The following is a 24866-nucleotide window of genomic DNA, read 5'->3' on the forward strand; positions in this document are numbered from 1 at the left end:
AGCTGCCATGCAATCTGCTGCGATTCCCTTGACGTTGCTGACGGGCTTTCTCGGTTCGGGTAAGACCACGTTGCTTAATCGCCTGCTGCCGCAACCCGCGCTGGGCCGGTGTGCGGTGGTGATCAATGAACTGGGCGCGATCGGTCTCGACCATCTGTTCGTCAGCACCTCACGCGATGAAACCATCGCCCTGCTGGAAAACGGCTGCCTGTGTTGCGGCGTGCGCGACGAACTGGCTGCGACCGTGACCGATCTGCTGCAGCGCCGCACGCGCGGCGAGATTCCCGCCTTCGAGCGAATTCTGATCGAGACCACGGGGCTCGCGCGGCCCGGTCCGGTGATCTCGTTGCTGCTGGGTGACCCGGCGCTTGAAGGTCGTTTGCAGCTCGATGGCATCGTGACGACCGTCGATGCGAAACACGGCGCCGCGCAACTTGCCCGGCATGAGGAGTCGCGTCAGCAGGTGGCCGTGGCCGACCGGCTGTTGCTGACTAAAGCTGAACTGGTCGATGCGGCTGCGCTGGCAGACCTCGAGGCGGCGCTTGAGGCGCTGAATCCGGGTGCGCCACGCATTCCGGTGCGCAACGGCGAGATTGACGTGCAACAGTTGCTCGACATCCTGACGCCGCGTGCCTTGCGGCCCTGGTTGCGCGCCGAGCCTGCGCCGCGCAAGTTGCTGATGCGTGGCGCGACGGCGTCACGCGTGGCCCATCCGGACATCGACAGCTTCTGCCTGACTTACTCGCAAGCATTGCCGATGCAGGCATTCGAAACCGCGTTGACCGTATTGCTCGGCTATCACGGCGAACGGATCCTGCGGGTTAAGGGAATCGGCAATTTCATCGGCGAATCCCGGCCTGTCGTGTTCCATGGTGTGCAGCAGTTGCTGCATGAACCATTGCGGCTCGAAGCGTGGCCTGACGACGATCACACGACTCGGCTCGTGTTTATCGTGCAAGGTCTCGCCAGATCGGTGATCGAGGAGACAATCACGCATTTTCTGCGCGAAGCCGGGCTAGAGGCAGCGGCACGCTGTTAACCGAGGGTTTCACAGTACAAAACTTTCACTCGCATCCGCCGATAACTCGAGCAGGAACCACCTGGAAGGACGCCGGACAGTCCACCGGCGCCGCCCGGCGCGCCCATTCACGTGCCACTTCGCGCGGCAGCCCTGCGCGATTTCCATTCGTTTGCTCGAGGACTCAGGATGCACAAGCTCAGTTTTAAGCAGAAGCTGTGGCTGCCGCTGATCATCAGCCTCGTCGCGTTGCTCGCCGTCTCCGTATCGGCGGCGTGGCAGTCGCGCGAGACGCGCATTGCGGAACGTAAGCACGACCTCACGAATATCGCTCACGTCGGGCTCAGCATCGTGACGGAGTACGCGGCGCTGGCGCAAAGCGGCGCGCTACCGGAGGCCGATGCCCGCAAGCAGGCACTCGAACGACTGCGCGGCGTCCGCTACGGCGAAGACGGCTACTTCCTCGTGATCAACTCGAAGCCGCAGATGGTGATGCATCCGATCAAACCGGCACTCGAAGGCAAAGATCTCGCGGGCAGCGCCGATGCCGATGGCCGCCACCATTACGTGACGTTCGCCTCGGCTGCGCAGGCGCCGGACGGCGGCTTCGTCGACTACGTGTTCCCGCATTCGGGCGCGGCGTCGACACAGGCGGTCGGCAAGATCGGCTACGTGGTGCGCTATGCGCCGTGGGACTGGATCATCGCGACCGGCGCCTATGTCGACGACATCGACGCTGCGTTCATGGCGTCGCTGTGGCTGATCGGCGCGATCTTCCTGGCGGTGTCGGCGGTGCTCGTGACGCTCGTCGCGGTGACGAACCGCAGCATCGCACGCACGGTCGGCGGCGATCCGGCCTACGCGGCGAATGTGGCGGACGCGATCGCATCGGGCGACCTGACCGTGGCGATCCGCACGCGCGACGGCGACACGTCGAGCCTGCTGCACGTAATGCAGCGGATGCGTGACGCGTTGACCAGCACCATCTGTCAGATCAAGCATGCATCCGACAACGTCGCGTGCGGCGCGAACGAGATTGCGAACGGCAATGCGGACCTGTCGTCGCGCACCGAGAACCAGGCGGCCTCATTGCAGGAAACGGCGTCGAGCATGGAGCAGATGACGGCGATGGTCCGCCAGACTGCGGATAACGCGCGCACCGCCAGCGAGCTTGCGGCCGGCGCCGCGAAAATCGCGAACCGTGGCGGCGACATGATCACGCAGGCCGTCGCGGCGATGAAGGGTATCTCGAACGAATCGGGCCGCATGGTCGAGATCATCGCGACGATCGAAGGCATCGCGTTCCAGACCAACATTCTTGCGCTCAATGCAGCGGTCGAAGCGGCACGCGCGGGCGAGCAGGGTCGCGGCTTCGCAGTCGTCGCGAGCGAGGTGCGCAGCCTCGCTCAGCGTAGCGCGACCGCGGCGAAGGAAATCCGCGAGCTGATCAGTCATGCGGTGGGCAGCGTCGGCAGTGGCGCGACGCTGGTCGAAAACACCGGCTCGACGATCGACGAAGCGCGCGACGCGATCATGCGTGTGACCGGTGTCGTGCAGGAGATCGCGGCGGCCGCGGCGGAACAGAGCGCCGGCATCGATCAGGTGAATCTCGCGGTCACGCAGATGGACAGCATGACGCAGCAGAACGCGGCGCTCGTCGAGCAGGCGGCGGCCGCGGCGCAGTCGCTGAAGGAGCAGGCGATGAGCCTGCAACGCGCCGCCGCTGCATTCCAGGTGGACGACGCTGAAGCTAGCGGCGGTACACCGTTCGCGTCGGCCTCGGTTTCGGCTTCGGCGTCGACCTCGGCGTCGCGCCGCGTGACGTTCGCGTAAGGGCGGCCCGCTCCCCGCAGCCGCGGGATTTTCCGGACACTGCGCCTGACGACGGTATAGACTCAAATCTATGCACATTGGTTGATCCGCCGCGTGGCGCTGGACCACCGCGTGAGGTGCACATAGCAGGTGACCTGTGCCATTTGCGTTGCGATGCGGCAAGGCGCCTGTTTGCGGCCGGATGCGCCCAGCAATGACGGAGACATTCAAATGTGTGATGTCTGTGGTGATGCGCAGCACGAGCCTCAAGTATCGCGCCGGGATTTCCTGAAGACTGGCGCACTCGCGGCACTCCTGCCGTGGAGCGTGAGCGCCGCCCTCGCGGCCGAGCCGCCGGCACCCGGCGCATCGCCACCGCCGAACTCGATCCCGCCTGCGGACGCGTTGAAGCGAATCATGGATGGCAACGCGCGCTACGCCGCCAACGCGCCGAACGAGCGCGACTTTTCATCAGGTCGTGCCGCCCGTGTGCAAGCACAGTATCCGATCGCCACGATCCTGAGTTGCGCCGACTCGCGCGTAGCGCCGGAGTTCGCGTTCGATCAGGGGCCGGGCGATCTCTTCGTTTTACGCGTCGCGGGCAATGTCGTGAACCCGGATCTGCTTGCCTCTCTCGAATACGGCGCGCAGTTCCTGGGGGTGCCGCTCATCATGGTGCTGGGCCACACCGGATGCGGTGCGGTCGATGCCGCAATCAAAGTGTTGAAGGCCAAAGCGGTCCTTCCCGGCCATTTGCCGGGACTCATCTCAGCGATCAAGCCTGCCGTCATCGCCGCCGAGAAAACGAAGACCGGCAACTTGCTGGACAACGCGGCCGCCGAGAACGTGCGACGGCAAATGGCTCGACTGAAGCGCTCACCGCCGATCGTCCAGCAACTTTACGAGAGCAAGAAGATCGACATTGTCGGCGGCATGTACGACCTCGCCACCGGCAAAATTGCGCTCGTCTAAAGGAGTGGGTTTATCCTTCCGCGGGTGGCCAATGCTGATGCCCCCGTATGAAACGCCCGGAGGAAAAATCCATGACCGACCCGACCTATCACGCGCCCGACTTTCGACAGCAGCGCAGCGTCGGTATTGTCGGCATCGCAGTCGCGTCGCTGTTTGCCTCGGGGCTCTGGTTCGGCATCGATCTTTTGATGTCGCCGCTGCCGGGCATGGACAGCCTCGGCGCGCGGATGCTTCTGACGCTCAAATGCTGCTGTGTCGCGGTGCTGTTCTGCCTGGTGACAGGCATCGAAGCCGTGGCGCACGAACGATTGACCTCGCCCGCATTCGATCCACTGGCGGCCTTCGAGACACGCAGGTTGCGCGTCAATCAACGATACCTGCAGAACACGGTTGAGCAGATCATCGTGTTCGCAGCGGCGCTGTTCGGCTTGGCAGCCTACTGCCCCGATGGTTCGTCCATGCGCGCGGTCGTGGCGACGACTGTGGTCTGGATCGTCGCGCGAGGCGCATTCTGGCTCGGCTACCATCGCAGCGCTGCGCTGCGCGGACTCGGGGCGCCGGGTATGGCGGTCAGCATGATCGTGTTGCTGTACGTGACGAGCCAATTCGGGCGTGAGATCGCGGGGATGGTGGGCGCGATTGTGCCGCTCGTTGCTTTCTTCGCGATTGAGGCGGTGTTGTTTTGGGGGACGCGGCCGGTGAAAACGGGTTGATTTAATGAAGCCGATCAACCCGGCCAGCGCGATCATTTCAAATGGCTGTTGCGCCAGTCACGCGGCGTCACACCAAAGCGTGAACTAAACCAGTTTGTGAAAGAGCCCTGCTGCGAATAGCCAAGCAGTGCGGAAACCCGCCCAATGGGATAGCGTGGGTTGCTCATATAGCGCACGGCAAGTTCCCCTCTCACTTCCTCGACCAGACGCGAGAAGCTGGTATGCGCAAGTTCAAGTTGGCGCTGCATGGTGCGAACGCTCAGACGTAAATGGCGGGCAACCAGTTCGACGCTGGCCTGCTCGACGGGCAGCAACAAGTAGATCGCCTTGCGCACTTCCAACGCGGTCGAATCGACACCGGTCACATTGAGTGAATCCGCGAGGCTCTCGGCATATCGCACCAGTTCCGGGTCAGCGGAGGGATTCGGGTAGTCGAGATCGGCGGCCGCACACACGAAGCCGTTGAAATCGCTGCCGAACTCCAGTGGACAGCCGAAGAACCGTCGATGAAACGTCAGGTCTTTCGGTCCCTGATGAACAAAATGGACCGAGCGTGGTTTCCAGTGATCGCCAAGCAGAGCGCTGGAGTGGCGCCAGAGGACACCGACCGCGAGCTCGATCGCCTGATTCGTCGGGGTACCCGGTTCGACGACCAGTTCTTCGCGGATGGTAACCGTTTCGCCCACGTCCTCGACATACACAGCCAGGGCTTCGTTCAAGAGATGCCGGTATTCAGCCGTGGCCAGCAGTACCTCGCGCAGCGTGCGCTTGTGCGCGAGCAGGACGTTGATCACACCGGTACCGAACTTCTGGCGGGTCTCGGCCATCTGCAGCGCGAAAGTTGGGCATGACGCCTTTTCGGCCGTCAGTTCCAGCAGCCGGCACGCGGCGGTTGCCGGAATGCGGTCGTCCGGATTCGCAAGCGCCGCGGTATCGATCCCGACCTGCTGTGCAAGCTCGACCGGGTTCAGTCCGACCCGCCGCGTCACATCGAAATAGCCGCTCATGGCTACCGAGCGCAACATCGTTTCCATCGCTTTGTCTCCGCGTACGCCTCGCAGGCGGCCTTCCTGCGTCTGATATTGAAGCGTCTGCCGCACGCACCGGTGTTAACGCGTAGTGGCATGAAAAGCTAAAAGAATGGCGCCATATCATAAAAGTGTAGCGCAGGATTGCCGTATCGTGGGATCTCAACGGTTCATCATGTTCCGACCAGTTTTCATGCGGCCAGCCGTGTCGCGAGCGTCGGAACACCGTACTCATATTGGAGAACACGATGCAATTCCTCGACGATTCGCTGCACCCTGAGAACCAGGACAAGGTTGTCATCACAACCGCTCCGTACGGCCCGGAATGGATGCCCGAGGACTTTCCGGAAGACATTCCGGTAACGATGCAGGAGCAGATCCAGAAGGCCGTCGATTGCTACGAGGCCGGCGCGACCGTGCTGCACCTGCATGTGCGCGAACTGGATGGCAAGGGCTCCAAGCGGCTGTCGAAGTTCAACGAACTGATCGCCGGTGTGCGCGCGGCCGTGCCGGACATGATCATCCAGGTGGGTGGCTCGATCTCGTTTGCACCGGAAGACGACGGCCAGGCCGCGAAGTGGCTGTCCGACGACACGCGTCACATGCTAGCCGATCTCGACCCGAAGCCCGATCAGGTGACGGTCGCGATCAACACCACGCAGATGAACATCATGGAGCTGCTCTATCCGGAGTACCTGGAAGGCACGTCGCTGTCCAATCCTGCGCTGATGGCCGCCTACAGCGAAATGACCGTGCCCGCGGGTCCGGCCTGGGTTGAGGAGCATCTGCGCCGCCTGCAGGCCTCGGGCATCCAGCCGCACTTCCAGCTTACCGGTATCCATGCACTCGAAACGCTCGACCGCCTGGTGCGCAAGGGCGTCTACAAGGGGCCGCTGAACCTGACGTGGATCGGCATCGGCGGTGGCTTCGACGGTCCGAACCCGCACAACTTCTTCAACTTCGTCCACCGTGCGCCGGACGGTGGCACGATCACAGCCGAGTCGTTGCTGAAGAACGTGCTGCCGTTCAACATGATGGCGATGGCCATGGGCCTGCATCCGCGCTGCGGCATCGAGGACACGATCATTGACCAGCACGGCAATCGCATGAGCTCGGTGCAGCAGATCGAGCAGTGTGTGCGCGTGGCGCGCGAACTGGGCCGTGAAATCGCGAGCGGCAAAGAAGCGCGCGAAATCTACAAGATTGGCGTGCAGTACAAGACGGTGGACGAGACACTCGCGGCCAACGGCATGGCGCCGAATCGCAAAGCCGGTGTGAAGAACCTGCCGTTGCGCGCGGCGTAAGGGATTGAAGCGCGGCTGACGTTTAGCGGACGCCGCGCTTCAAAGGCAGGGCTCGCCGGCCAGGCCGGGGAGAGTTTTGCAGTATCCATAAAGACTGCCTTTGTCCTGTAGGGCAAAGGCGGTCGCCAACGAGCTGGACACGAAGGAGACAACTCATGTTCACGCATGCCGAGCCCATGACAGGCGATATTTCGACAACGCAAAAAGGCGTACCCGCGTATGCGTGGGTGGTATTCGTCCTGACGGTGGGGTTGCTGCTATCCGACTACATGTCGCGGCAGGTGTTGAATGCGGTGTTTCCGATGCTCAAGGCGGCATGGCACCTTTCCGACACCCGGCTCGGTTCGCTCAGCAGCGTGGTCGCGCTGATGGTCGGCGTGCTCACCTTTCCGCTGTCGGTACTCGCCGACCGCTGGGGCCGCGTGAAGAGCATTGTCCTGATGGCGGCGATGTGGAGTCTCGCGACGCTCGGCTGCGCGCTCGCGACGAACTATGGCGAGATGCTGCTCGCGCGCGCCTTCGTCGGTATCGGTGAAGCCGCCTACGGCAGCGTCGGCATCGCGGTCGTCCTCAGCATCTTTCCGGCGCGACTGCGCGCCACGCTCACAGCCGCCTTCATGGCTGGCGGGGCGTTTGGTTCAGTGCTGGGCATGGCGCTAGGCGGTGCCGTCGCGGCTCACTTCGGCTGGCGCGCGGCGTTCGGCGCAATGGCGGCGCTTGGCATCATGCTGGTCGTTTTCTACCGGTTTGCCATCACCGAAAAGCGACTCGCGCCGCTGCAGCCGGCTAACGTGGGTCGTCAGGCACAGGGCGCCGGTGTGTGCATGAGCTTGCGCACGTTGATCCAAGGACTCTTTTCGACAAAGTCGGTCGTGTGTGCCTACGTCGGCAGCGGCATCCATCTGCTGGTTCCGGCGGCTGTGTGGGCGTGGATGCCCAGCTTCCTGAATCGCTACTACGGCATGCCTGCCGGCAACGCGGCCATGGGCGCGGCCGTGTTCGTGCTGGCCACCGCGTTCGGCATGGTGGTGTGCGGAAACCTGGCCGACCGGCTCAGCAAGCATGCGCGGGAAAGGAAGTGGAGCACCGCCGTCGCCTTCTGCCTGATCTGCTTCGTGCTGCTCACAATCGGCTTCCGCATGCCGGCGGGTCCGGCACAGCTCGTCGTGATCGGCGCCGGCATGTTCTTCTGTGCCGGTGCGACCGGCCCCTCGGGTGCGATGGTGGCGAACCTCACCCCACCATCGATCCATGCATCGGCGTTTGCCACCCTGACGTTGGCGAACAACCTGCTGGGGTTGGCACCTGCTGCGGTCCTGACGGGCATCGTGGCCGACCGGATCGGGTTGCTCGGCGCGTTGCAACTCGTGCCGTTCGCACCTCTCGTCGCGGCAGTCGCCTTCTTCATCGGCAAGCGGAACTATGGCGTCGACCTCGATCGCTTGAGTGCCCTGCGCGAGCAGGCCGGGAGCTGACTCGACGGTCACCCGCGAGCTTTAGACCTGACAAGTGCGCCTGAGAACAAATCGGGCAGCGCTTCACAGGCGAAATAAATTTGCAGTTCGAGTAATGAATAGGAGATTTGACATGGCAAAAGCAGTGCGCTTCCATGAAACCGGCGGTCCCGAAGTCTTGCGCTATGAAAACGTTGAAGTGGGCGACCCCGGTCCCGCACAGGTTCGCTTGCGCCATGAGGCAGTGGGCTTGAATTTCGCCGACACCTACTTCCGCACCGGCCTGTACCCCGTACCGCTGCCTGCGGGCATGGGTGTTGAGGCCGCAGGTGTGGTCGAGGCCATCGGTCCCGACGTGACCAACGTCGCCGTCGGCGATCGCGTGACCTACACCGGCTTTCTCAACACGCTAGGCGCTTACAGTACAGAACGCCTGATTCCGGCCGCGTCGCTCATCAAGCTGCCTGATGCGATCTCCTGCGAAACAGCTGCCGGCATGACGATGCGAGGCCTGACCTCCTCGTACCTGATGCGCCGCATTCACGACTTCAAGGCGGGCGACACCATCCTGCTGCATGCCGCCGCCGGCGGTGTCGGTCTGATCGTGTCGCAATGGGCGAAATTGTTGGGTCTCACCGTGATCGGCACGGTGTCGAACGAGGCCAAGGGCGAGGTGGCCCGCGCGCATGGTTGCGATCATATCGTCTACTACAGCCGGGAAGATGTCGCGAAGCGTGTGCGCGAACTGACCAACGGAACGGGCGTGGACGTCGTGTTCGACAGCGTCGGCAAGGATACCTTCGAGGCGTCGCTCGATTCGCTCAGGCGCCGTGGCCTGATGGTATGCGTCGGCACGGCGTCCGGGCCCATCCCGCCGTTCAATCCGCAGATGCTGGCGATGAAGGGCTCGCTCTACCTGACGCGGCCCGCGCTGGCGGACTACATTGCCGACCCCGTCGAGAAGAACGAACTTGCCGGCGAACTCTTCGGGCATGTCGCCGCAGGCCGCATCAAGATCGAACTCAACCAGCGTTACGCACTGGAGGACGCGGCGCAAGCCCACCGCGACCTCGAATCGCGCAAGACGACCGGCTCGTCGGTCTTCGTTATCTGAGGAGCAGGTCATGCGAGTCGAACAATTGACGTGTGCCATCGGTGCCGAACTGGTGGGGGTGAATCTCGCCGATGCCATTCACGATGACAGCCTGTTTGCCGAAATCCGGGCGGCGCTGCTGGAGCACAGGGTGCTGTTCCTGCGCGATCAGGACATTTCGCGCGGCGAGCACGTCGCATTCGCTCGCCGTTTCGGCGCGCTGGAAGACCATCCCGTCGCCGGCAGCGACCCGGAACATCCGGGCCTCGTGCGCATCTACAAGAACCCGGACCAGCCCAACGACCGGTATGAAAACGCGTGGCACGCGGATGCCACCTGGCGCGAGGCGCCGCAGTTCGGCGCTGTCCTGCGCTGCGTGGAGTGCCCGCCAGTCGGCGGCGACACGATGTGGGCAAACATGGTCCTCGCCTACGAGAACCTGCCGGACCACGTCAAGACCCAGATCGCGGACCTCCGCGCCCGCCACAGCATCGAGGCGAGCTTCGGCGCCGCAATGCCGATCGAAAAACGTCTCGCTCTTAAAGCGCAATTCCCTGACGCGGAGCATCCGGTCGTGCGCACGCATCCGGAGACCGGCGAGAAGGTGTTGTTCGTGAACGCCTTCACCACCCATTTCACCAATTACCACACGCCGACGCGCGTGCGCTTCGGGCAGGACGCCAATCCGGGTGCGGGTGAACTGCTTCGCTATCTCATCAGCCAGGCCTACATCCCCGAGTACCAGGTCCGCTGGCGCTGGAAACCTAACAGCATCGCGATCTGGGACAACCGCAGCACGCAGCACTATGCGGTGATGGACTACCCGCCGTGTCACCGCAAGATGGAGCGCGCCGGAATTATCGGCGACAAGCCGTATTGATCGGACCGCAACCACCCGCATGGGATCGCTTCATGACTCTCGATACGACGCCGACCATTCTGATGGTGCCCGGCTTGCGCGACCACGTCGCGGAGCACTGGCAAACGCTGCTGGAGCGGAAGTTGCCCAAGGCGGCCTCGGTGCCACCGCTCGAGCACGACAAACTCAGTTGCGCTGCGCGCGTTGCGGCGCTCGATGCTGCCCTCGCGAAAATCGATGGCCCGGTGATCCTGGTCGCGCACAGTGCAGGCGTGATGATTACGGTGCACTGGGCCGAGCAGCACAGCCGCAAGATTCACGGTGCGCTGCTCGCCGCTCCCGCCGACCTCGAGACGCCGCTGCCGGCGGGCTATCCGGACATCGATGCGCTGGCCGGGAACGGCTGGCATCCGATTCCACGAAAGCCGCTGCCGTTTCCGAGCATCGTCGGCGCGAGCCGCAACGATCCGCTTGCGCAGTTCGAGCGTGTGGCGGCGATGGCGAAACACTGGGGTAGCCGTCTTGTCGACCTTGGCGAAGTCGGTCACCTGAATCCGGCCGCAGGGTTTGGTGAATGGCCCATGGCGGAGACACTGATCCATGAACTCGTCTGATCAGATACCGGTTGGCACGGTCGATGAACTCGGACCAGGCCAGCGAAAACTGGCTTTCATCAATGGCCGCGGCGTTGTCATTTTTAACATCGACGGCACGATCCACGCGATTGACAACGCGTGTCCCCACCAGGGGGCCTCGATCGCAAACGGCCACCTTGACGGGTGCGTGCTGAGCTGCCCGGCGCACGGTCTGCGCTTCGACCTCCGCACCGGTCGCATGCCGGGCGTAAGTGGGTTGAGCCTGACGACATTCCCAGTCCGGACCATCGACGGAAAGCTGTTCGTGAGTCTCGAGGATCCAGTCGCCAGTCCCGCGCCGGCACCGGCGTGCAATGCGGCATCGTGATCCGGGCCGCGCGGGAACACACAGCCATTCAGGGGAACAAGGATGCAAGGTTTGATGATGCAACAACCGCTGCTGGTCGCTTCGCTGCTCACGCATGCTGAACGCCATCACGGCGAACAGGAAATCGTGTCGCGACGGGTCGAAGGCGACATTCACCGGTATCGGTATAGGGATCTTGCGCAACGCGCGCGCCGCATGGCAAACGCGCTGGCAGGCCTCGGCATCAAGCCCGGTGAGCAGGTTGGGACGCTGGCATGGAACGGCTACCGGCACATGGAGCTGTACTTCGCGGTGTCGGGGTCCGGGTCCGTGTTGCACACGCTCAACCCGCGGCTGCACGTCGACCAGCTCGCGTACATCATCGAACATGCGGAAGATCGCGTGGTGTTCTTTGACCTGACGTTTCTGCCGCTGATCGAGAGCGTCGCGCCGCGGGTCAGGAGCCCGAAGGTCTTCGTTGCAATGACCGATCGCGCGCACATGCCGCGCAACCATGGCCTGTCGGCGACACTGCTGTGCTACGACGATCTCGTCGACGGTCACAGTGACGCATTCGACTGGCCGTTGCTGGACGAAAACAGCGCCTCGTCGCTGTGCTACACGTCCGGTACGACAGGCAATCCTAAAGGCGTGCTATACAGCCACCGCTCGACCCTGCTCCACACCTACGCCGCGGCGCTGCCGGATTCGCTGAATTGTTCGGCCCGCGATGTGATCCTCCCCGTCGTGCCAATGTTCCATGTGAACGCGTGGGGATTGCCTTATATCGCCTGCATGGTCGGTGCGAAGCTGGTGTTTCCAGGGCCGGCGCTGGACGGCAAGTCGCTCCATGAGCTGATCGAGAATGAACAGGTCACGCTGTCGGCCGGCGTGCCGACAGTCTGGCAGGGACTGCTTGCACATGTCGACGCGATCACGGGTTCGTTTTCGTCAATGAAGCGCACGATTATCGGCGGCGCGCCCTGCCCGACAGCGATGACGACAGCGTTCCAGGAGCGCTATGGCGTCGATGTCGTGCACGCATGGGGCATGACGGAATTGAGTCCGGTCGGAACGATCTGCAGTTTCAAGGCACATCAGGTATCTCTGCCGGTGGTAGAGCGCTACGCACTTCAGGCGAAGCAGGGTCGCCCGGTATTCGGCATGGACATGAAAATCGTCGACCTGGAAGGCGAGGCATTGCCATGGGACGGCGCCGCAACGGGCGACCTTCTCGTGCGCGGTCATTGGGTCACGCGGGAATATTTCGGCAGTGACGACGCACCGCCGCTGCGCGACGGCTGGTTCCCGACCGGCGACGTGGCCAGGATCGATCCCGACGGCTTCATGCAGATTACAGATCGCAGCAAGGACGTCATCAAGTCCGGTGGCGAATGGATCAGTTCGACTGACATCGAAAACATCGCGTACCTGCACCCCGAAGTCACGACGGCGGTATGCATCGCCGCGAGGCATCCGAAGTGGGACGAGCGGCCCCTGCTGCTGATCGTAAAGAAGCCTGGCAGCGCACTCGTCCCGAACGAACTGCTCACGTTTTTTGACGGCCGGCTTGCGAAGTGGTGGAAGCCCGATGCCGTTGTGTTTGTCGACTCGGTTCCGCTCGGTGCAACGGGCAAGGTGCTCAAGAACCGGTTGCGGGATCAGTTCGGCGATTACTACCTGTCGGCCTGAAACGCTGGCACGGCAGCAACACAGTTTCATCCGAGTAACAAACCATAAACTGCCGGGTCCACCCGGCACGCCTCAAACCAGGAGGAGACACAATGAAATTGAAATCAAGCAGCCTGGCAGTGCTGATAGTTTTTTCCAGCGCGGTCCACGCCCAGTCTTCAGTCACGCTCTATGGCGTACTCGACAGTGGACTCCTGTATCAGAGCACCTCGGCGGCAACGTTCCAGCCGACCGCGCGAAACCAGGGGCATTCCTATCAACTCAAGGACGGTGGTATCTATTCCAGCTACTGGGGTCTGAAAGGAAGCGAGGACATCGGCGCTGGCTACAAGATCACCTTCAAGCTGCAAGGCACGTTTAACACCACGAACGGCAAGTCCGGGTTGTCCGATACGCCGGGCACGACCGCAATCTTCAACCAGTTCGCAACGATCGGGGCGACCGGGCCGTTTGGCACGTTCGACGCCGGCCGGCAGATCATCCCGATGATCTACGCCATGGCGGAAACCGACGTACGCGGCGCACAGTATTTCGGCAGCATCCTGACTGCGTGGCTCGGCATCAATCAGGCGGCCGGCTGGCCCGGCACCAGCACGAACGCGCCAATCGGCGCCCTCTATGACAGCAACGCACTGGTCTACAATTCGCCGAAATTCTATGGTGCATCGCTTGCACTTGAGTACGCGCCGGGTGGCGTCGCGGGACAGTTCCAGGGCGGCACGCGTGAGTCGGCTGTGCTCAAGTATTCGAACTACGGACTGAACCTGTCCGCTGTGTACTACAACGGACATGACACCAACCCGTTCCCGCTGACCTATCCGGCGGCGCCGGCTGTGCCTGCGACAGGCCAGAGCAACAATCGCTTCTACTATTTCGGTGCGATGTACACGATCAGTGGATTTTCTATGTCCGCCTCGTACGGCATCGGCAAAAACCCGGCGAAGAGCAACACTGCTGACTTCGAAATGGTGTCGGGTGGCCTCGGCTACCAGTTCAATCCGCAACTCAAGATCACGTCCGGCTACTACTACCTGAAGGACCGGAATCATTCAGCGAATCACTCGAGCGAAATCGCAGTGGGTGCCGAATACAACCTGTCCCCACGGACCAAGGTATACGCGCAAGTCGGCTACGTCGACAACAAGGGGACGATGAACCAGACGATCATCTATGGGGCACCGGTTGCGCCGGGCATGTCCACCACTGCCGCGATGATCGGCCTCCGCCATAACTTCTGATTCCGTCACACTCTTCAAGCGGAGCAATCCATGAAAACAATCAAGACACTTGGGCTGGCTGTCGCAACATTGTTCGTCGCAATGTCCGTGACCACGTGGTGCCATGCCGGTGATGCAGCCAGTGGCCCTTCGGGTGCGCAAGGTGCGTCCACGACGGCGGGAACGGGTGCAGCGGCACCCGCGGGCAGGAATGCGGATCGTGCCTTGCGCCGGAAGATTTATGCCGCCATCGGGAAATACAAGGAGATCAACGCCGGAGACATCAGCGTCATTGCGAAAGACGGCGCGGTGACACTGAATGGCACGGTCACGGAAGCTACACAGATCAGCAAGGTCGAGGCGATCGCTCGAGGCGTTCCCGGCGTGACGTCAGTGACCAACAAGCTGACGGTGAAGAAGCCATTTGGCGGCATGTAATCCGCCGTAGTCAGAAACGGAGTGGGCGAGGCCGAAGACAACTGGCCACGCCGACTTCCACCCATCAGTGGCGGCGCCCAATGTGTCGGTCGCGCGCGGCCGAGACCTATCCCCCAGGAACGGACCTTGCTGACCAATGCGACGTGCAACGTCCGATGGTTATGCCCAATGAAACCAACCCGCGCCCTGGAAGCACTGAATTTCTTCGCTACTGTGGGTGTCGTGCGCACGGCAACCTCGATAGCAACACCGTTGACTCACGCCCCGCCGAGTCTTGATTGCCTTTTGTTTACCAATGTCAATCATGGTCGCCATTTGACCGCCGGTCCGACGAACGCCTCGGCTCTTTATCCCCTGATTTCCGCGTTCGGTGCAGCGAGTGTCCGATCTGTCCGGCGACATCGTGGATAGACGAACGCATGTACCAGGGCCACCAGGCCAGATGCCAGAACCACAGGCATGCCCCGCGGTATCCCCGGAGCCACTTGCGGCTTATGCCAGTCACAGGGAAGCTTTCAAGGCTGCGATGGCCGAGCGCCATCACACCAATCGTCATCCAGACAACGGCGATCACGAGAGTCGGAAGCGACAGAACGCATGCGGTGACAAATATCGCAAGCGGCAAACAGATAGTGAGTGGCGAGCGGGTTTTCATTTTGCTTTCGCCCCCTTTATAACGGATCTTATTATTTTAGATTAGCGTATTTTGGAGGTATTAACCGATAGGGTTTTGTACCATCGCTTGAACCCTAACACTGACCATCAAAGCGCAGGTTATTCGGCGGTTTGAACACCCAACGCGTGATTCATAATTAGGCCCTTGGTCACGAAGTGCCAATGCTTACATGGAAAGCATGAAAGATAGATCGACAGTCGTATGCGTCCAGAATGGCAAAATCCTTCTCGTTGCCCGCACGCGCTCGCGGTGGTCTTTACCAGGTGGCACGATCCGGAGATCCGAGTCGCCGCAGGACGCCGCCTTGCGCGAACTGGAAGAAGAGACTTCGCTAGTTGGAGTGGAACTTACGTACCTGTTCCAGTTTGGCGGCCTCAGCAAACACCACCATGTTTTCCGCGCCGATGTTCCTCAGGACGCGGTCCCCGAAGCGCGTAACGAAATTTCGCGTTGCCGGTGGTTCAACCCGGCCAAAATTTCAACGCTAGTCGCAAGCATACCGACGCGGGAAATCGTCGATCTTTTTTGTAAGCACGAAAATCGCGCCGAAATGCCGCCGGCTGTCATCGGCAAACCGGATGGGAGCATTAAACTGGTGGCCCAACCGTATGCCCATGTCGCCGACACGGCTGCGCCGCCGGCTTAACATCGAAACTTGCTGGGAACGCGATGAGTGACACTATGCAGCCACCTTTTTCCGTTCTCTTCGTCGACGACGACGAGATGTCGCGCAATCACTTCGCACGCGCGATCCGTAAAGAATACTGTGTGCATGTCGCTCAAGGCGTAGACGAAGCGATGGCTATGCTAAGTGAATACGGAGCGGAGATTGCCGTACTGGTCACTGATTTCCGCATGCCGAAACGCGACGGAGACGATCTGCTGCGTCAGGTGGCGCGGGAGTATCCGCAAATCGTGCGTATCCTTGTGACAGCATATGCTGATAAAGACATGCTGTTGCAGACAGTCAATACCGGTGACGTATTCAGAATCCTCGAAAAGCCGCTTCGGGCCGAAACGGTGCGCGAGGTTCTGCAACTGGCAACCGCACGCTACGCTGAGCGGGAAGCCCGTCAACAGCGCCTGTTGGCGATGGATGAGACGCTTGCTTTCCTCGCCCACGAGCTGAACACGCCGCTGGCAACGATCTCCCTTTTTGCACGCAGCGTCGAAACCGACGTTGCTGAGCAATACGATCCAGAGCGTCAAATGGCGATCGGCCAGGCGGCAGCGTCAATGCTTAATAATGCACAGTACTGCCTGACGCTGATCTCGTCCTTCTGGGCGGCGGTGCACAAGAACGGAGGCCAACAGGCCGCGTCGGGCATTGGAACCCACGAGATCCGCGCGACGCGATTGATCGCTACCTTGCTCGATACCTATCCGTTTGCCGCCTCGCAGCGCGACTGGATACAGGTCGACGTGCAAGGGGATTTTACCGTGCACGCCATGCCCAATTGCGTGGCGCTCGTCATCTCTTCGCTGTTATCCAACGCGTTGCGTGCGCTCGACGGTACGCCCTCGCCTTCGTTGCGCCTCGAAGTCGTGGACACCCCCGAACCTGAGATCCGTATTCACGACAACGGTCCGGGGATTGCACCGGAGATAAAAGCGCGTCTGTTGCTGGACCCCGTCACGACTTACGCAGGGTCCGGCGGGCACGGTATGGGCATGATCTTTTGCAACCGCATCATGCAGTCTCTCGGTGGGTGCCTCCGTATCGAATCCACCCTGGGTGTGGGCACGACCGTGACGATGGGGTTTCCCAGTTTCAGAAATCAAATGAATGCACATCACTGACACCGGGTAGCCGTCAGACGGTTACCCATCGCTGAGCACGTCCCGATGATCGCGACGTGCTTTGGCCGAATCGAAATACGTCTCCAGCGCGTTAGCTGAACGCTCACCCAACACGCAAATCCGCGCAAGCCAGTCAGCCTCCGAAGGCCATGCGCCTTCTACCACTCGCGGATAAATCTGCCTCGTGAATTGGTGCAGCCCCTTTGCTCCGATATTGCCGCTGACGCCAAGAAGGAGGTGTAATACGCCGCGCGCCGATTGAAGGTCACGAGCCGTCACACTGATAGTAAGTTGCGCCATAAGCACGCGAATCTGCTCGATGCCGTTGAGGAACGACTGATCCAGCAAATCAAGCGCCATAAGCTCTTCGAGGTGTTTCTTGTCAAGCAGATCGCCTTCCGCGACAGCGGCGGGCTTGCCGATTGGGCTGGCCAATGTTTGAGATAAATCTGCCTTCGTCGGCGCATGCAAGGTTCGTTGCTGGGCAAACTGTCTTGCGAGGGAGGCATACAGGGAACCGACCTGTACGGGTTTTATCATGACCTCGTTCATGCCTGCAGCGAGACATGCCTGTACGGCTTCCATATCGGATTGGCTGGTCAAGGCAATGATCGGTACGTGGGCATACGCATCGGTACGGGCGCGAATCAACGTGGTGGTTTCCACGCCGCCCATTCCTGGCATATTCAGGTCCATCACGATGGCATCGATAGTGTCGTCTTCCTGCAGCCTCGCCAGCACAGCCAGCCCATGTTCGGCCTCGACGACGCTCGCGCCGCATCGCTCCAGATAACTTTTGGCAACCAGCCCGCTGTAGGTGTCGTCGTCCGCCACCAGGATCGTTTTGCCGGCGAACCCATCGAAGCTCTGTTTCGAATGATGCTGTTTGCCGTTTTCGAAGATCGTCTGCAAGGTGCCAACCAATTCCACCACCCCGCAGGATTTGCTGATGAGTCCGTCCATGCCGGCTTGCCGTGCAAGGACGCGCGCCACATTGCTTGGCTCTGCCGTATAAGCGACGATCAGGACATTCCAATTAGGTTCTTGACGGCCAGCGCGGATTTTCTCGGTGGTCGTGTAGCCGTCCAGACCCGGCATGTTGATGTCCATCAGCACAAGGTCCCACGGCGTTGCCTGTCGAAGCATGTTCAGCGCCGTCTCGCCGTCTGCGGCTTCGCTCACGTCCGCGCCGACCTTCGACAGCGCACGACGGGTTCTCGCCCGCTGACCGGCATCGTCGTCCACGACAAGAATGCGTTTCTCCCTGAAAAATGGCGTAGCGTGGTCGAGAATCTTCTGCTCATGGCTCGCGACTTCGCTTTCAGAAACGACCGGAAATTGCAGCGTGAACTGCGTAAATTTTCCGACTTCGGACCGGCAGGCGATAGTGCCGCCGAAGGCGCGCATCGCGCGCTGGCAGTACGCGAGCCCGAGCCCAGTACCCGCCGAATTGCCAGCAGTGCGGAAAGGCTCGAACAGATGCGGCAGAATCTCGGGCGCAATACCCGGGCCTGTGTCGTGAACGATCACCGTTTGCCGCTCGACCGTGAGTGTGAGCGTCGCTAGAGGATGCGCGGCAATGTGATGGAGCGCGTTCTTGATCAGATTGAACAGTGTGAACAGATAGACGGTTTCGTCGACCTTGAAGGTGAAATCCTCCAGCACCACGAGTCTGACTTTGCTGCGCTCCTTCTGATCGCTGAAACCGTATTCGTCCAGCGCTTTGCGTGTGGTACTCGCCGCGCTCAGATAGGTTAGATAGTCGGAGCGGATGGGTTTGGCGCTGACTTCGTCCAGTGTCATCGCGATGATACGCAGGCCTCGCTCAATCGACAGTTGTCCGTGGGCGAGATGACGATAAAGCAACGCCGCCCCGTCCTGCGACAACGCCGGCGCCGGAGTGGATTCGGTCCTCGCAGGCAGCGCATCTTCCACGCGATCCAGAACGTGCTTCAGCTGGCTGAGCGGGTTACGCATTTCATGGGCGATCGAGCCCGCAAGGGCCTGCAATGCCCGGTTTCTTTCGACAAAGATGCGCCCTTTGCTGATCGCATAGCTGAAAGCCATGCTGCACAAGACCACGACGGGCAGCACGGCGAGATCCGACTGGTTGGCTGCGCTTAGAACGATCGGAGCCGGTGAGCTGACCACCGCAGCCAGCGAGCCGGAAAGAATGCCGATGCCGATGCAGCCCATCAGCAAAAGCGGGTTGTCGATACACAGCGCCATGATGAAAAGCATCATGACCTCGGTCATCATCCACATAGTGGAGAATGAATTTCTGATCGCGAGGAAAGTACAAACGAATGGCAATACGTAGATCAGGCAACAATGCCAGTAGATCAGCAGGTAATTGTTAAATCGCCTCGGCCAACGCGCCTGAAAGATCAAGGGAATGCAGATGACAGCCGCACTCAACCGGAGGAAAAGGTTGTCGTACGGCTGCGGCAGGACATAGGTCCAGACGACGTAGTAAATGGGGTGGCACAGGAGGCCAAGTATGCCTCCCCATCGAATTGCAAGCCGGCTTCGTTCCAGCAAATCCCGCATGCTCTCGCGCGGCATCACCATCTGGCCTCCAATGACGTTCACGACCCTATCAGTTCGTGTTTGCCACGACGCTGGGTACTCTGGATGATCGCCGAACCGTCTTTACCGTGAAAAGGTCCGACCGAAAACCCGTACTTCTTCAGAAGACCGTGAGTATATGAAACGGACCACACAGGAGGGCTGCCGATGATGAAATCGGAAGCAATGCCTTCCTGCCAGGCTGCGTAGCCTTCGGCGAAACAGGTATAGCAATCGCGGGTGGTCGGCAGTCTGAACGGAAACACGGTGTTGAGTCCGACAGGGCCACGGGCGAAACACTCAATATATAGCGTGTGGGCCCGCGACGCGAGTTCAGCCTCGACGCTCGCTGCCCTGGGATGAGAATCATCGATCCAGAACTGCGCCCGTTTGAGGTCAGAAGACGTGAGGTAGGGAACGCTGGTACTGCTGACGAGGATTGCGCCATCGAACTGCGGCAACGGCGTGTCCGGACTGAAGGTGTGTACCGAAATCCGGGTTCGTCCCAGCAGATCAGTTGCCAGCAGTTCTTTTGCTTGCTCCTTGAGCAGGTTCACCTTATCCGGCAAATCGATCAGAACAAGCTCTTTCGGTGCATCTTTGTAAAGCAGGTATTTAGCCGCCGTGACGCCGAGCCGCCCAGCGGCGCCGAATAGAGCGAGCTTCGTCTTGCCGAATTCGAGATCAAGTTCGTTGCAGCAGTGGATGGCCCAGTCTTTCAGCATCGAGGCCGTGGCGGCATGACCCGTGGTGATGTGGGGCGGCTTCGTATGCCGGGGGAGTGCGCCATAGTTGCAGGCATAGGGCGTGGACGCGCCCATCGCCACCATACTCAATCCCGCTTGCCTTGCCAGTTCCAGAGCCGGAAAAAATTGCGTCTCCCGAAACCGCTTGATACCGCGCGGGCTCCCAAGCCACAACTCGAGAGGAACTGGACACGCAATATTGGCCCCTATGACCTGAGATCCCGAATAGATAGGCGATGCGATAAAAGGCTTTGCTTTCCAAAGCTCTTCTTCAAATGACGCATTTCTGCGTTTCACATTATGAAATGAAAATGAAAGCGTATCCCAGTCCGTAGCGTGAAACAGAAACCCAATGCCACCTTGGCCCGCTGACAGGTTGTCCCTTATCTCTTCTGGGTGAATGGTGTGTTTGAGCGTCAAAGGCGCACTATTGGGGTGCAGACTGGAGTTGGCCTGCTCATCGAAATCGATCGTAATTTCCTGTTGAGGAGACGTTCTCATTTGGGTTCCCTTAAGTTGAACTTACGCTGGAAAGTCAGCGCAGCATCGTCAGTCAGGATTGACTGCCGACATTCAACTCTAGAGAAATCCGGCGCGGTGTGTCCGTCTGTTCGGTCGCATCGCGAAAGTTGCGGGACTTACCGGAAATTGCGGCTGGGGGTGGGGTGAGGCTGGCGGCGGGTGGATTCGAAGCAACAAGCGTGGGCGTATCGGAGTTCTGATTGAAAGTTAGTCCGTCGATTTCTCATCATTTGAGAACTCTGACGACGTCTCTCAACCAATCAGACTCGCAACGTCGTCCCACGCAAAGACGATGTTTTCCGATCGCCACATCGGTCCCGGATCGATGTATTCGCCTGCCGGTCGGCCATTTAGCGCCTCGTAAAAGGCGATCGCGGATTCGTTTCCCTTGACGACGCTTAAAGCGGCTCCTTGGTAGTGCATTTTCCTCAAATGAGTTGCAAGTTGTGCAAGCAACTCGCGGCCGATGCCGCGGCGCTTGAAGTCAGGATCGACATAAAGGAATTTGATCTCGCCGCGACCGTCGAATATCGATTCTGAAGGCCTCCCAGCGGCTCCGATGCCAACGGTTCTACCGTCGATCTCAGCAATGAGCACGACCTGGCTGCTGTCATTCGCGGACAGTTTTTCCTTCCACTGCTTGCCACGATATTGCTCGTCGAGGACGGCATATGCTTCCGCTGGCGCAAGCTCCTGGTAGGTCTGCCTCCAGACCTTCACATGAAAATCGGCGATCATTTGAGCATCGTCGATATTTGCTGTTCTGATGGATATTCCCGTCATTTAAGGCTCTTTTGGATGCGGAACTGCGCCGTGGGCGCGCGCGTAAGAGATTGTGAGCGATCTGGGCGGAGGTGTCGACGACCGGTTGTGGCCGAGTTTCGCACAGGCACCTCGCATTCATTTGCGGCTGACTCTTGTCGTATCACTCGGCACGGGTGACTGACCGCACGCACTCGGTGATGAGCCGACAGAAGCTCTCAAACTCACGATCACTACGAAACCGGTATCGTTGAAATTCATAGGGCCGCCCCTGAAACGTGAAACCGATCGTCTCCCGCGCCTTGGAAGAATAGCTCCCGCGCCGTGTCAGCGAAGGCTGCTGGTAACGCCGCAGATTGCCAATCGCGGGATGCCCTTCGCCCCAACGGGTCTGTACCCGGTACCATTCAAGAAAGGCAGCCTCCCCTTTGGGCGCAACCTCAGGGGCGAATACCATCAAGTCATAGCTCATCTCGTTGGTTCCTATGTCGTCACGAAAGGCGCAAATTCATGGCGTTAGTCAATCCCAACGTCCGCCGACGACAGCGATCAGCGACCGATACGGAAAGCGCTGCTTCGTTGACCACAAAAAGTACGGCTATGACCCACAGAAAGGGCCTTGCTCACTCATCGCGCGCTTCCAGGTGTGTTCCGTACTGGGAACCGGCGCCGGGGAAGCGAGTGGCGCCGCCGGAGTACCTGTGTCGTTCAGATCGATATGACAGCGACCGTCGGTCACCGCGAGAAGAGCGACATAGCGGTGGGTGGCTTCCGGTGTGAACGTAAGGGTGTCGACGCAGAATTTCTCGACCACCAGCATATTCTTTGTGTAGACCATGGAGAAAGACAATGGCGCGTTTGGTGTAACTTTGCGCGCGATCTCCTTCTCAGCATCCATTACGGGAAGATGATGCCGCTCGGTACATTCAGCCGCGCCTCCATAAATAAATGCTTGTGCTGTGAAATCGCCTGCTTTGCGAAAAACTATAGTAGCAGCGTCTGCTTGAGATGGTTCCTGATAGGTTGCCGCGCAACCCGTGATGGCGAGCGCACATGCACCCAGCATAAGTGTTTGGCTAAATTTCATAATTATTGATTAGGGGTATGTGCAGATTAGAATTCACACGCAGTCGCGCTCAAAACGCAAGCGCGCCTAATCATCCTTTACGGCACCCGGCAAAATATCTTGAGAGATTGTGCGTTCCGCAGGTGAGTGAAAATCACAGCCTGTCAGTGATTTGCATGCTGACGTTATATGACCGTAAACGGAAAAGCGAGACGGCAAATGTTGAGCGGAAAGCGAATTTCAATGGTGGCGGCCATGGCCGCGAATCGGGTGATCGGTGCGGCTAACGACATTCCATGGAGAGTGCCCGGAGAGCAGCAGCGGTTTCGTCAATTGACCGAGGGGCACCTGGTCGTGATGGGACGACGCACATACGAGTCAATAGGTAGACCACTGCCAAATCGCGATGTGCTTGTGATTGGCAAGCATGCTGTCGCCGCCGAACGAGCGTCGACTTGCAGTACGCTGCAAGAAGCGATCGAAATCATCGCGAACGATCCGCGTGAAGAGATTTTTATCGCGGGCGGCGAACAGATTTACCGTCTGTTTTTGCCTTACGCGGATACGGTCTACCTCACAGAAATCGATTTGGAGCCGGCGGGCGACACCAGGTTTCCAGATCTGCCTGCCGACTTTCATTGCACAGAAAAGGTCGACGTCAGCGGCCCTCCACGTTATACATTTTCTACCTATCGCCGCACCTCCGGTCACGAGGGCAATCTGTATTGAGAGCTAGATGTCGTGCATTTTCAGCCACGCGGCGCGGCACGAACGCTCGACACTAAAGCGCCGATTGCACTAAGCCATAGAATGATGCCCGCACCGCGCTACCAGTGATTCCATTTGAAATGCTACGCTGTCGAAGTACGATCCTGAAGGACCATAAAAAAGTCCCCAGTCCGCCAGTAGCGATCATCACCAGTATCCCGACCGCCGTGCCGTGAGTCTCCAGACACCACCAGGTCAGCCATGCCGCGCCAAAGACAGCAAAAGAGGATAGCGCCGCGCACTCGACTCGACGATGCAGATTGAATGGAATCCATGCATGTACTCATCGTTGGAGAAAGGGCAGAAATAATCATGTTCGGTGCCAACTGTCATCGATCTGGGCATCGACCGTTTACTACGAGGCGTCGGGGTGATCCCGACTAACAAGATTCAGATATTCGCCTAGTCCGGCTTCGCCCAGCGGCTTGACCATGACCCGGACGGTCTGGATGGCATCTCTCATCACGACGCCATACCGGCGGCGCGTTTCAAGGTAGCCGTTCCGCTCCCAAAAGCGTTCCGCGCGCGTATTGCCGGCAATGACGCCAAGGCGCAACCACTTCGCTCCTGACGCCTTCAGCCAATGCTCAAGGCCTTCGTACAAGTCACGGGCTACACCTTGGCCGTGTTTGTCAGTTGACACGATCAACAATCCTATATGCCACACACCGCCGGTGAAGAGGTCCGAAACGATCGTGGCAAACCCGGTCACCTCTTCACTCGCGTCGACAAATCCAATCGCATACTTGCTAGTGAATGCCCATGCCTCCGGCAGTTCACTTTCGAACTCCTCCTTGGCTTGACTATCTGTCGGTGGACAACCTTCTGCCGACAGGAAGTATTCCGGATTGTTCTCCAAAAATGTTTGAATGATCGGGATGTCGTCATCAACAAGTTCGATGGCACGATAGCCGTCCACTTCGAACAGTATTGGCTCCATTCCAGAAAGCATCGCTATCCTCAGTACCGGTTATAGAGTTTGATCCACCAGGATACTTCAAGAAGTCGATATGACTTCACGCGCGACGACCTCGACCAATTCGAAATGCAGCGTCACCAGTTCGAAATGGTCATGCAGGTCTACGTGTGGCATGCACCTGATATGGCACTCCCGGAATTCTTCCGCACTGGAGAATGTTTCGCCACGCCAGACTTCTTCCAGGATGTTCCAGAATTCGATCGTATATACCTTTGTTGCCCTAATGATGCAGCGAAGCCGCTTCTTCAAATCGTAGACTTCGATAATGTCGCCCGGCGCGTAGCTGCCGTCGCCATATTCTCCGTATGGTTTGTAATAATCTGCGACCGTGTCGGCAGTGACCGTCTTGCGCCCGTCCATGACGGCGCGCGGAAGACTATCGTCGTTTTCGTCAGCCCCCCAAAAGGTCAGTCGCTTTCTTCTGTTCATCACGTATC

The 24866-nt window shown here is 59.8% G+C and carries 24 protein-coding genes; 16 read left to right on the plus strand and 8 right to left on the minus strand.

Annotation, left to right across the window (positions count from 1 at the left end):
• The first annotated feature begins 7 nt into the window (after nt 1–7).
• The 4 genes from M0D68_RS02675 (at nt 8) to M0D68_RS02690 (ending at nt 4515) form a co-directional block, all read left to right on the plus strand.
• Nucleotides 8–1039 (plus strand): GTP-binding protein, encoded by a 1032-nt coding sequence (locus M0D68_RS02675; protein ID WP_266223702.1) that lies wholly within the window; start codon nt 8–10, stop codon nt 1037–1039.
• Nucleotides 1040–1207: 168 nt separating this feature from the next.
• A complete protein-coding gene (locus M0D68_RS02680; protein ID WP_266223703.1) occupies nt 1208–2851 on the plus strand; it encodes a methyl-accepting chemotaxis protein in 1644 nt (547 codons plus the stop codon).
• A 171-nt stretch (nt 2852–3022) separates the two neighbouring features.
• Nucleotides 3023–3802 carry a carbonic anhydrase gene (locus M0D68_RS02685; RefSeq protein ID WP_256457068.1) on the plus strand — a complete coding sequence of 260 codons (780 nt, stop codon included), beginning with the start codon at nt 3023–3025 and terminating at the stop codon, nt 3800–3802.
• 71 nt (nt 3803–3873) lie between these two features.
• Nucleotides 3874–4515 (plus strand): MAPEG family protein, encoded by a 642-nt coding sequence (locus tag M0D68_RS02690; protein WP_266223704.1) that lies wholly within the window; start codon nt 3874–3876, stop codon nt 4513–4515.
• Nucleotides 4516–4547: 32 nt separating this feature from the next.
• On the opposite strand, the gene M0D68_RS02695 is transcribed toward M0D68_RS02690, so the two are convergent.
• Nucleotides 4548–5549, minus strand: coding sequence for an AraC family transcriptional regulator (locus tag M0D68_RS02695; RefSeq protein ID WP_266223705.1), 1002 nt, complete (start codon nt 5547–5549; stop codon nt 4548–4550).
• A 242-nt stretch (nt 5550–5791) separates the two neighbouring features.
• Between M0D68_RS02695 and M0D68_RS02700 the strand changes: the two genes are divergently transcribed.
• From M0D68_RS02700 to M0D68_RS02750, 11 genes are all read left to right on the plus strand, one after another.
• On the plus strand, nt 5792–6847 hold the full coding sequence (locus tag M0D68_RS02700; RefSeq protein ID WP_211700083.1) for a 3-keto-5-aminohexanoate cleavage protein: 1056 nt from the start codon (nt 5792–5794) through the stop codon (nt 6845–6847).
• A 155-nt stretch (nt 6848–7002) separates the two neighbouring features.
• Complete coding sequence (locus M0D68_RS02705) at nt 7003–8322, plus strand: MFS transporter (RefSeq protein WP_266223706.1); 1320 nt, start codon at nt 7003–7005, stop codon at nt 8320–8322.
• 112 nt (nt 8323–8434) lie between these two features.
• Nucleotides 8435–9415, plus strand: a complete 981-nt coding sequence (locus M0D68_RS02710; protein WP_211700081.1) for a quinone oxidoreductase — start codon at nt 8435–8437, stop codon at nt 9413–9415.
• Nucleotides 9416–9425: 10 nt separating this feature from the next.
• Nucleotides 9426–10274 carry a TauD/TfdA family dioxygenase gene (locus tag M0D68_RS02715; RefSeq protein ID WP_266208912.1) on the plus strand — a complete coding sequence of 283 codons (849 nt, stop codon included), beginning with the start codon at nt 9426–9428 and terminating at the stop codon, nt 10272–10274.
• 32 nt (nt 10275–10306) lie between these two features.
• Nucleotides 10307–10867 (plus strand): alpha/beta hydrolase, encoded by a 561-nt coding sequence (locus M0D68_RS02720; RefSeq protein WP_266223707.1) that lies wholly within the window; start codon nt 10307–10309, stop codon nt 10865–10867.
• Nucleotides 10854–11216, plus strand: coding sequence for a Rieske 2Fe-2S domain-containing protein (locus M0D68_RS02725; RefSeq protein WP_266223708.1), 363 nt, complete (start codon nt 10854–10856; stop codon nt 11214–11216). The genes M0D68_RS02720 and M0D68_RS02725 overlap by 14 nt, the downstream gene beginning before the upstream one ends.
• A 42-nt stretch (nt 11217–11258) precedes the next feature.
• Nucleotides 11259–12887: a 3-(methylthio)propionyl-CoA ligase gene (locus tag M0D68_RS02730; protein ID WP_266223709.1), complete on the plus strand. Its 1629-nt coding sequence runs from the start codon at nt 11259–11261 to the stop codon at nt 12885–12887.
• 92 nt (nt 12888–12979) lie between these two features.
• A complete protein-coding gene (locus tag M0D68_RS02735) occupies nt 12980–14125 on the plus strand; it encodes a porin (protein WP_211700078.1) in 1146 nt (381 codons plus the stop codon).
• A 30-nt stretch (nt 14126–14155) separates the two neighbouring features.
• The gene (locus tag M0D68_RS02740; RefSeq protein ID WP_266223710.1) at nt 14156–14542 is read left to right on the plus strand and encodes a BON domain-containing protein; all 387 of its coding nucleotides are present in this window, start codon (nt 14156–14158) and stop codon (nt 14540–14542) included.
• Between the two features lie 854 nt (nt 14543–15396).
• Entirely contained in the window at nt 15397–15864 is a 468-nt protein-coding gene (locus M0D68_RS02745; RefSeq protein WP_093636724.1) for an NUDIX hydrolase, read from the plus strand.
• Nucleotides 15865–15887: 23 nt separating this feature from the next.
• Nucleotides 15888–17018: a hybrid sensor histidine kinase/response regulator gene (locus M0D68_RS02750; protein WP_093636721.1), complete on the plus strand. Its 1131-nt coding sequence runs from the start codon at nt 15888–15890 to the stop codon at nt 17016–17018.
• 21 nt (nt 17019–17039) lie between these two features.
• Here M0D68_RS02750 and M0D68_RS02755 read toward each other — a convergent pair whose 3' ends face one another.
• The 5 genes from M0D68_RS02755 to M0D68_RS02775 form a co-directional block, all read right to left on the minus strand.
• A complete protein-coding gene (locus tag M0D68_RS02755; RefSeq protein WP_266223957.1) occupies nt 17040–19589 on the minus strand; it encodes a hybrid sensor histidine kinase/response regulator in 2550 nt (849 codons plus the stop codon).
• 17 nt (nt 19590–19606) lie between these two features.
• Nucleotides 19607–20833, minus strand: coding sequence for a hypothetical protein (locus M0D68_RS02760; protein WP_266223711.1), 1227 nt, complete (start codon nt 20831–20833; stop codon nt 19607–19609).
• A 273-nt stretch (nt 20834–21106) separates the two neighbouring features.
• Nucleotides 21107–21637 carry a GNAT family N-acetyltransferase gene (locus M0D68_RS02765; RefSeq protein ID WP_200652902.1) on the minus strand — a complete coding sequence of 177 codons (531 nt, stop codon included), beginning with the start codon at nt 21635–21637 and terminating at the stop codon, nt 21107–21109.
• A gap of 142 nt (nt 21638–21779) precedes the next feature.
• Nucleotides 21780–22088 carry a hypothetical protein gene (locus M0D68_RS02770; protein WP_093636708.1) on the minus strand — a complete coding sequence of 103 codons (309 nt, stop codon included), beginning with the start codon at nt 22086–22088 and terminating at the stop codon, nt 21780–21782.
• A 126-nt stretch (nt 22089–22214) separates the two neighbouring features.
• Nucleotides 22215–22703, minus strand: coding sequence for a hypothetical protein (locus M0D68_RS02775; protein ID WP_266223712.1), 489 nt, complete (start codon nt 22701–22703; stop codon nt 22215–22217).
• 198 nt (nt 22704–22901) lie between these two features.
• Between M0D68_RS02775 and M0D68_RS02780 the strand changes: the two genes are divergently transcribed.
• Nucleotides 22902–23411, plus strand: a complete 510-nt coding sequence (locus tag M0D68_RS02780; RefSeq protein WP_200565110.1) for a dihydrofolate reductase — start codon at nt 22902–22904, stop codon at nt 23409–23411.
• A gap of 394 nt (nt 23412–23805) precedes the next feature.
• Here the strand turns inward: M0D68_RS02780 and M0D68_RS02785 are convergent, their stop codons facing one another.
• Nucleotides 23806–24402 (minus strand): N-acetyltransferase, encoded by a 597-nt coding sequence (locus tag M0D68_RS02785; protein ID WP_266208920.1) that lies wholly within the window; start codon nt 24400–24402, stop codon nt 23806–23808.
• Between the two features lie 45 nt (nt 24403–24447).
• On the minus strand, nt 24448–24858 hold the full coding sequence (locus tag M0D68_RS02790) for an ASCH domain-containing protein (RefSeq protein ID WP_266223713.1): 411 nt from the start codon (nt 24856–24858) through the stop codon (nt 24448–24450).
• Between the last annotated feature and the right edge of the window lie 8 nt (nt 24859–24866).

Source organism: Paraburkholderia sp. SEWSISQ10-3 4 (assembly GCF_030464785.1).
GTDB classification, from domain to species: domain Bacteria; phylum Pseudomonadota; class Gammaproteobacteria; order Burkholderiales; family Burkholderiaceae; genus Paraburkholderia; species Paraburkholderia aspalathi.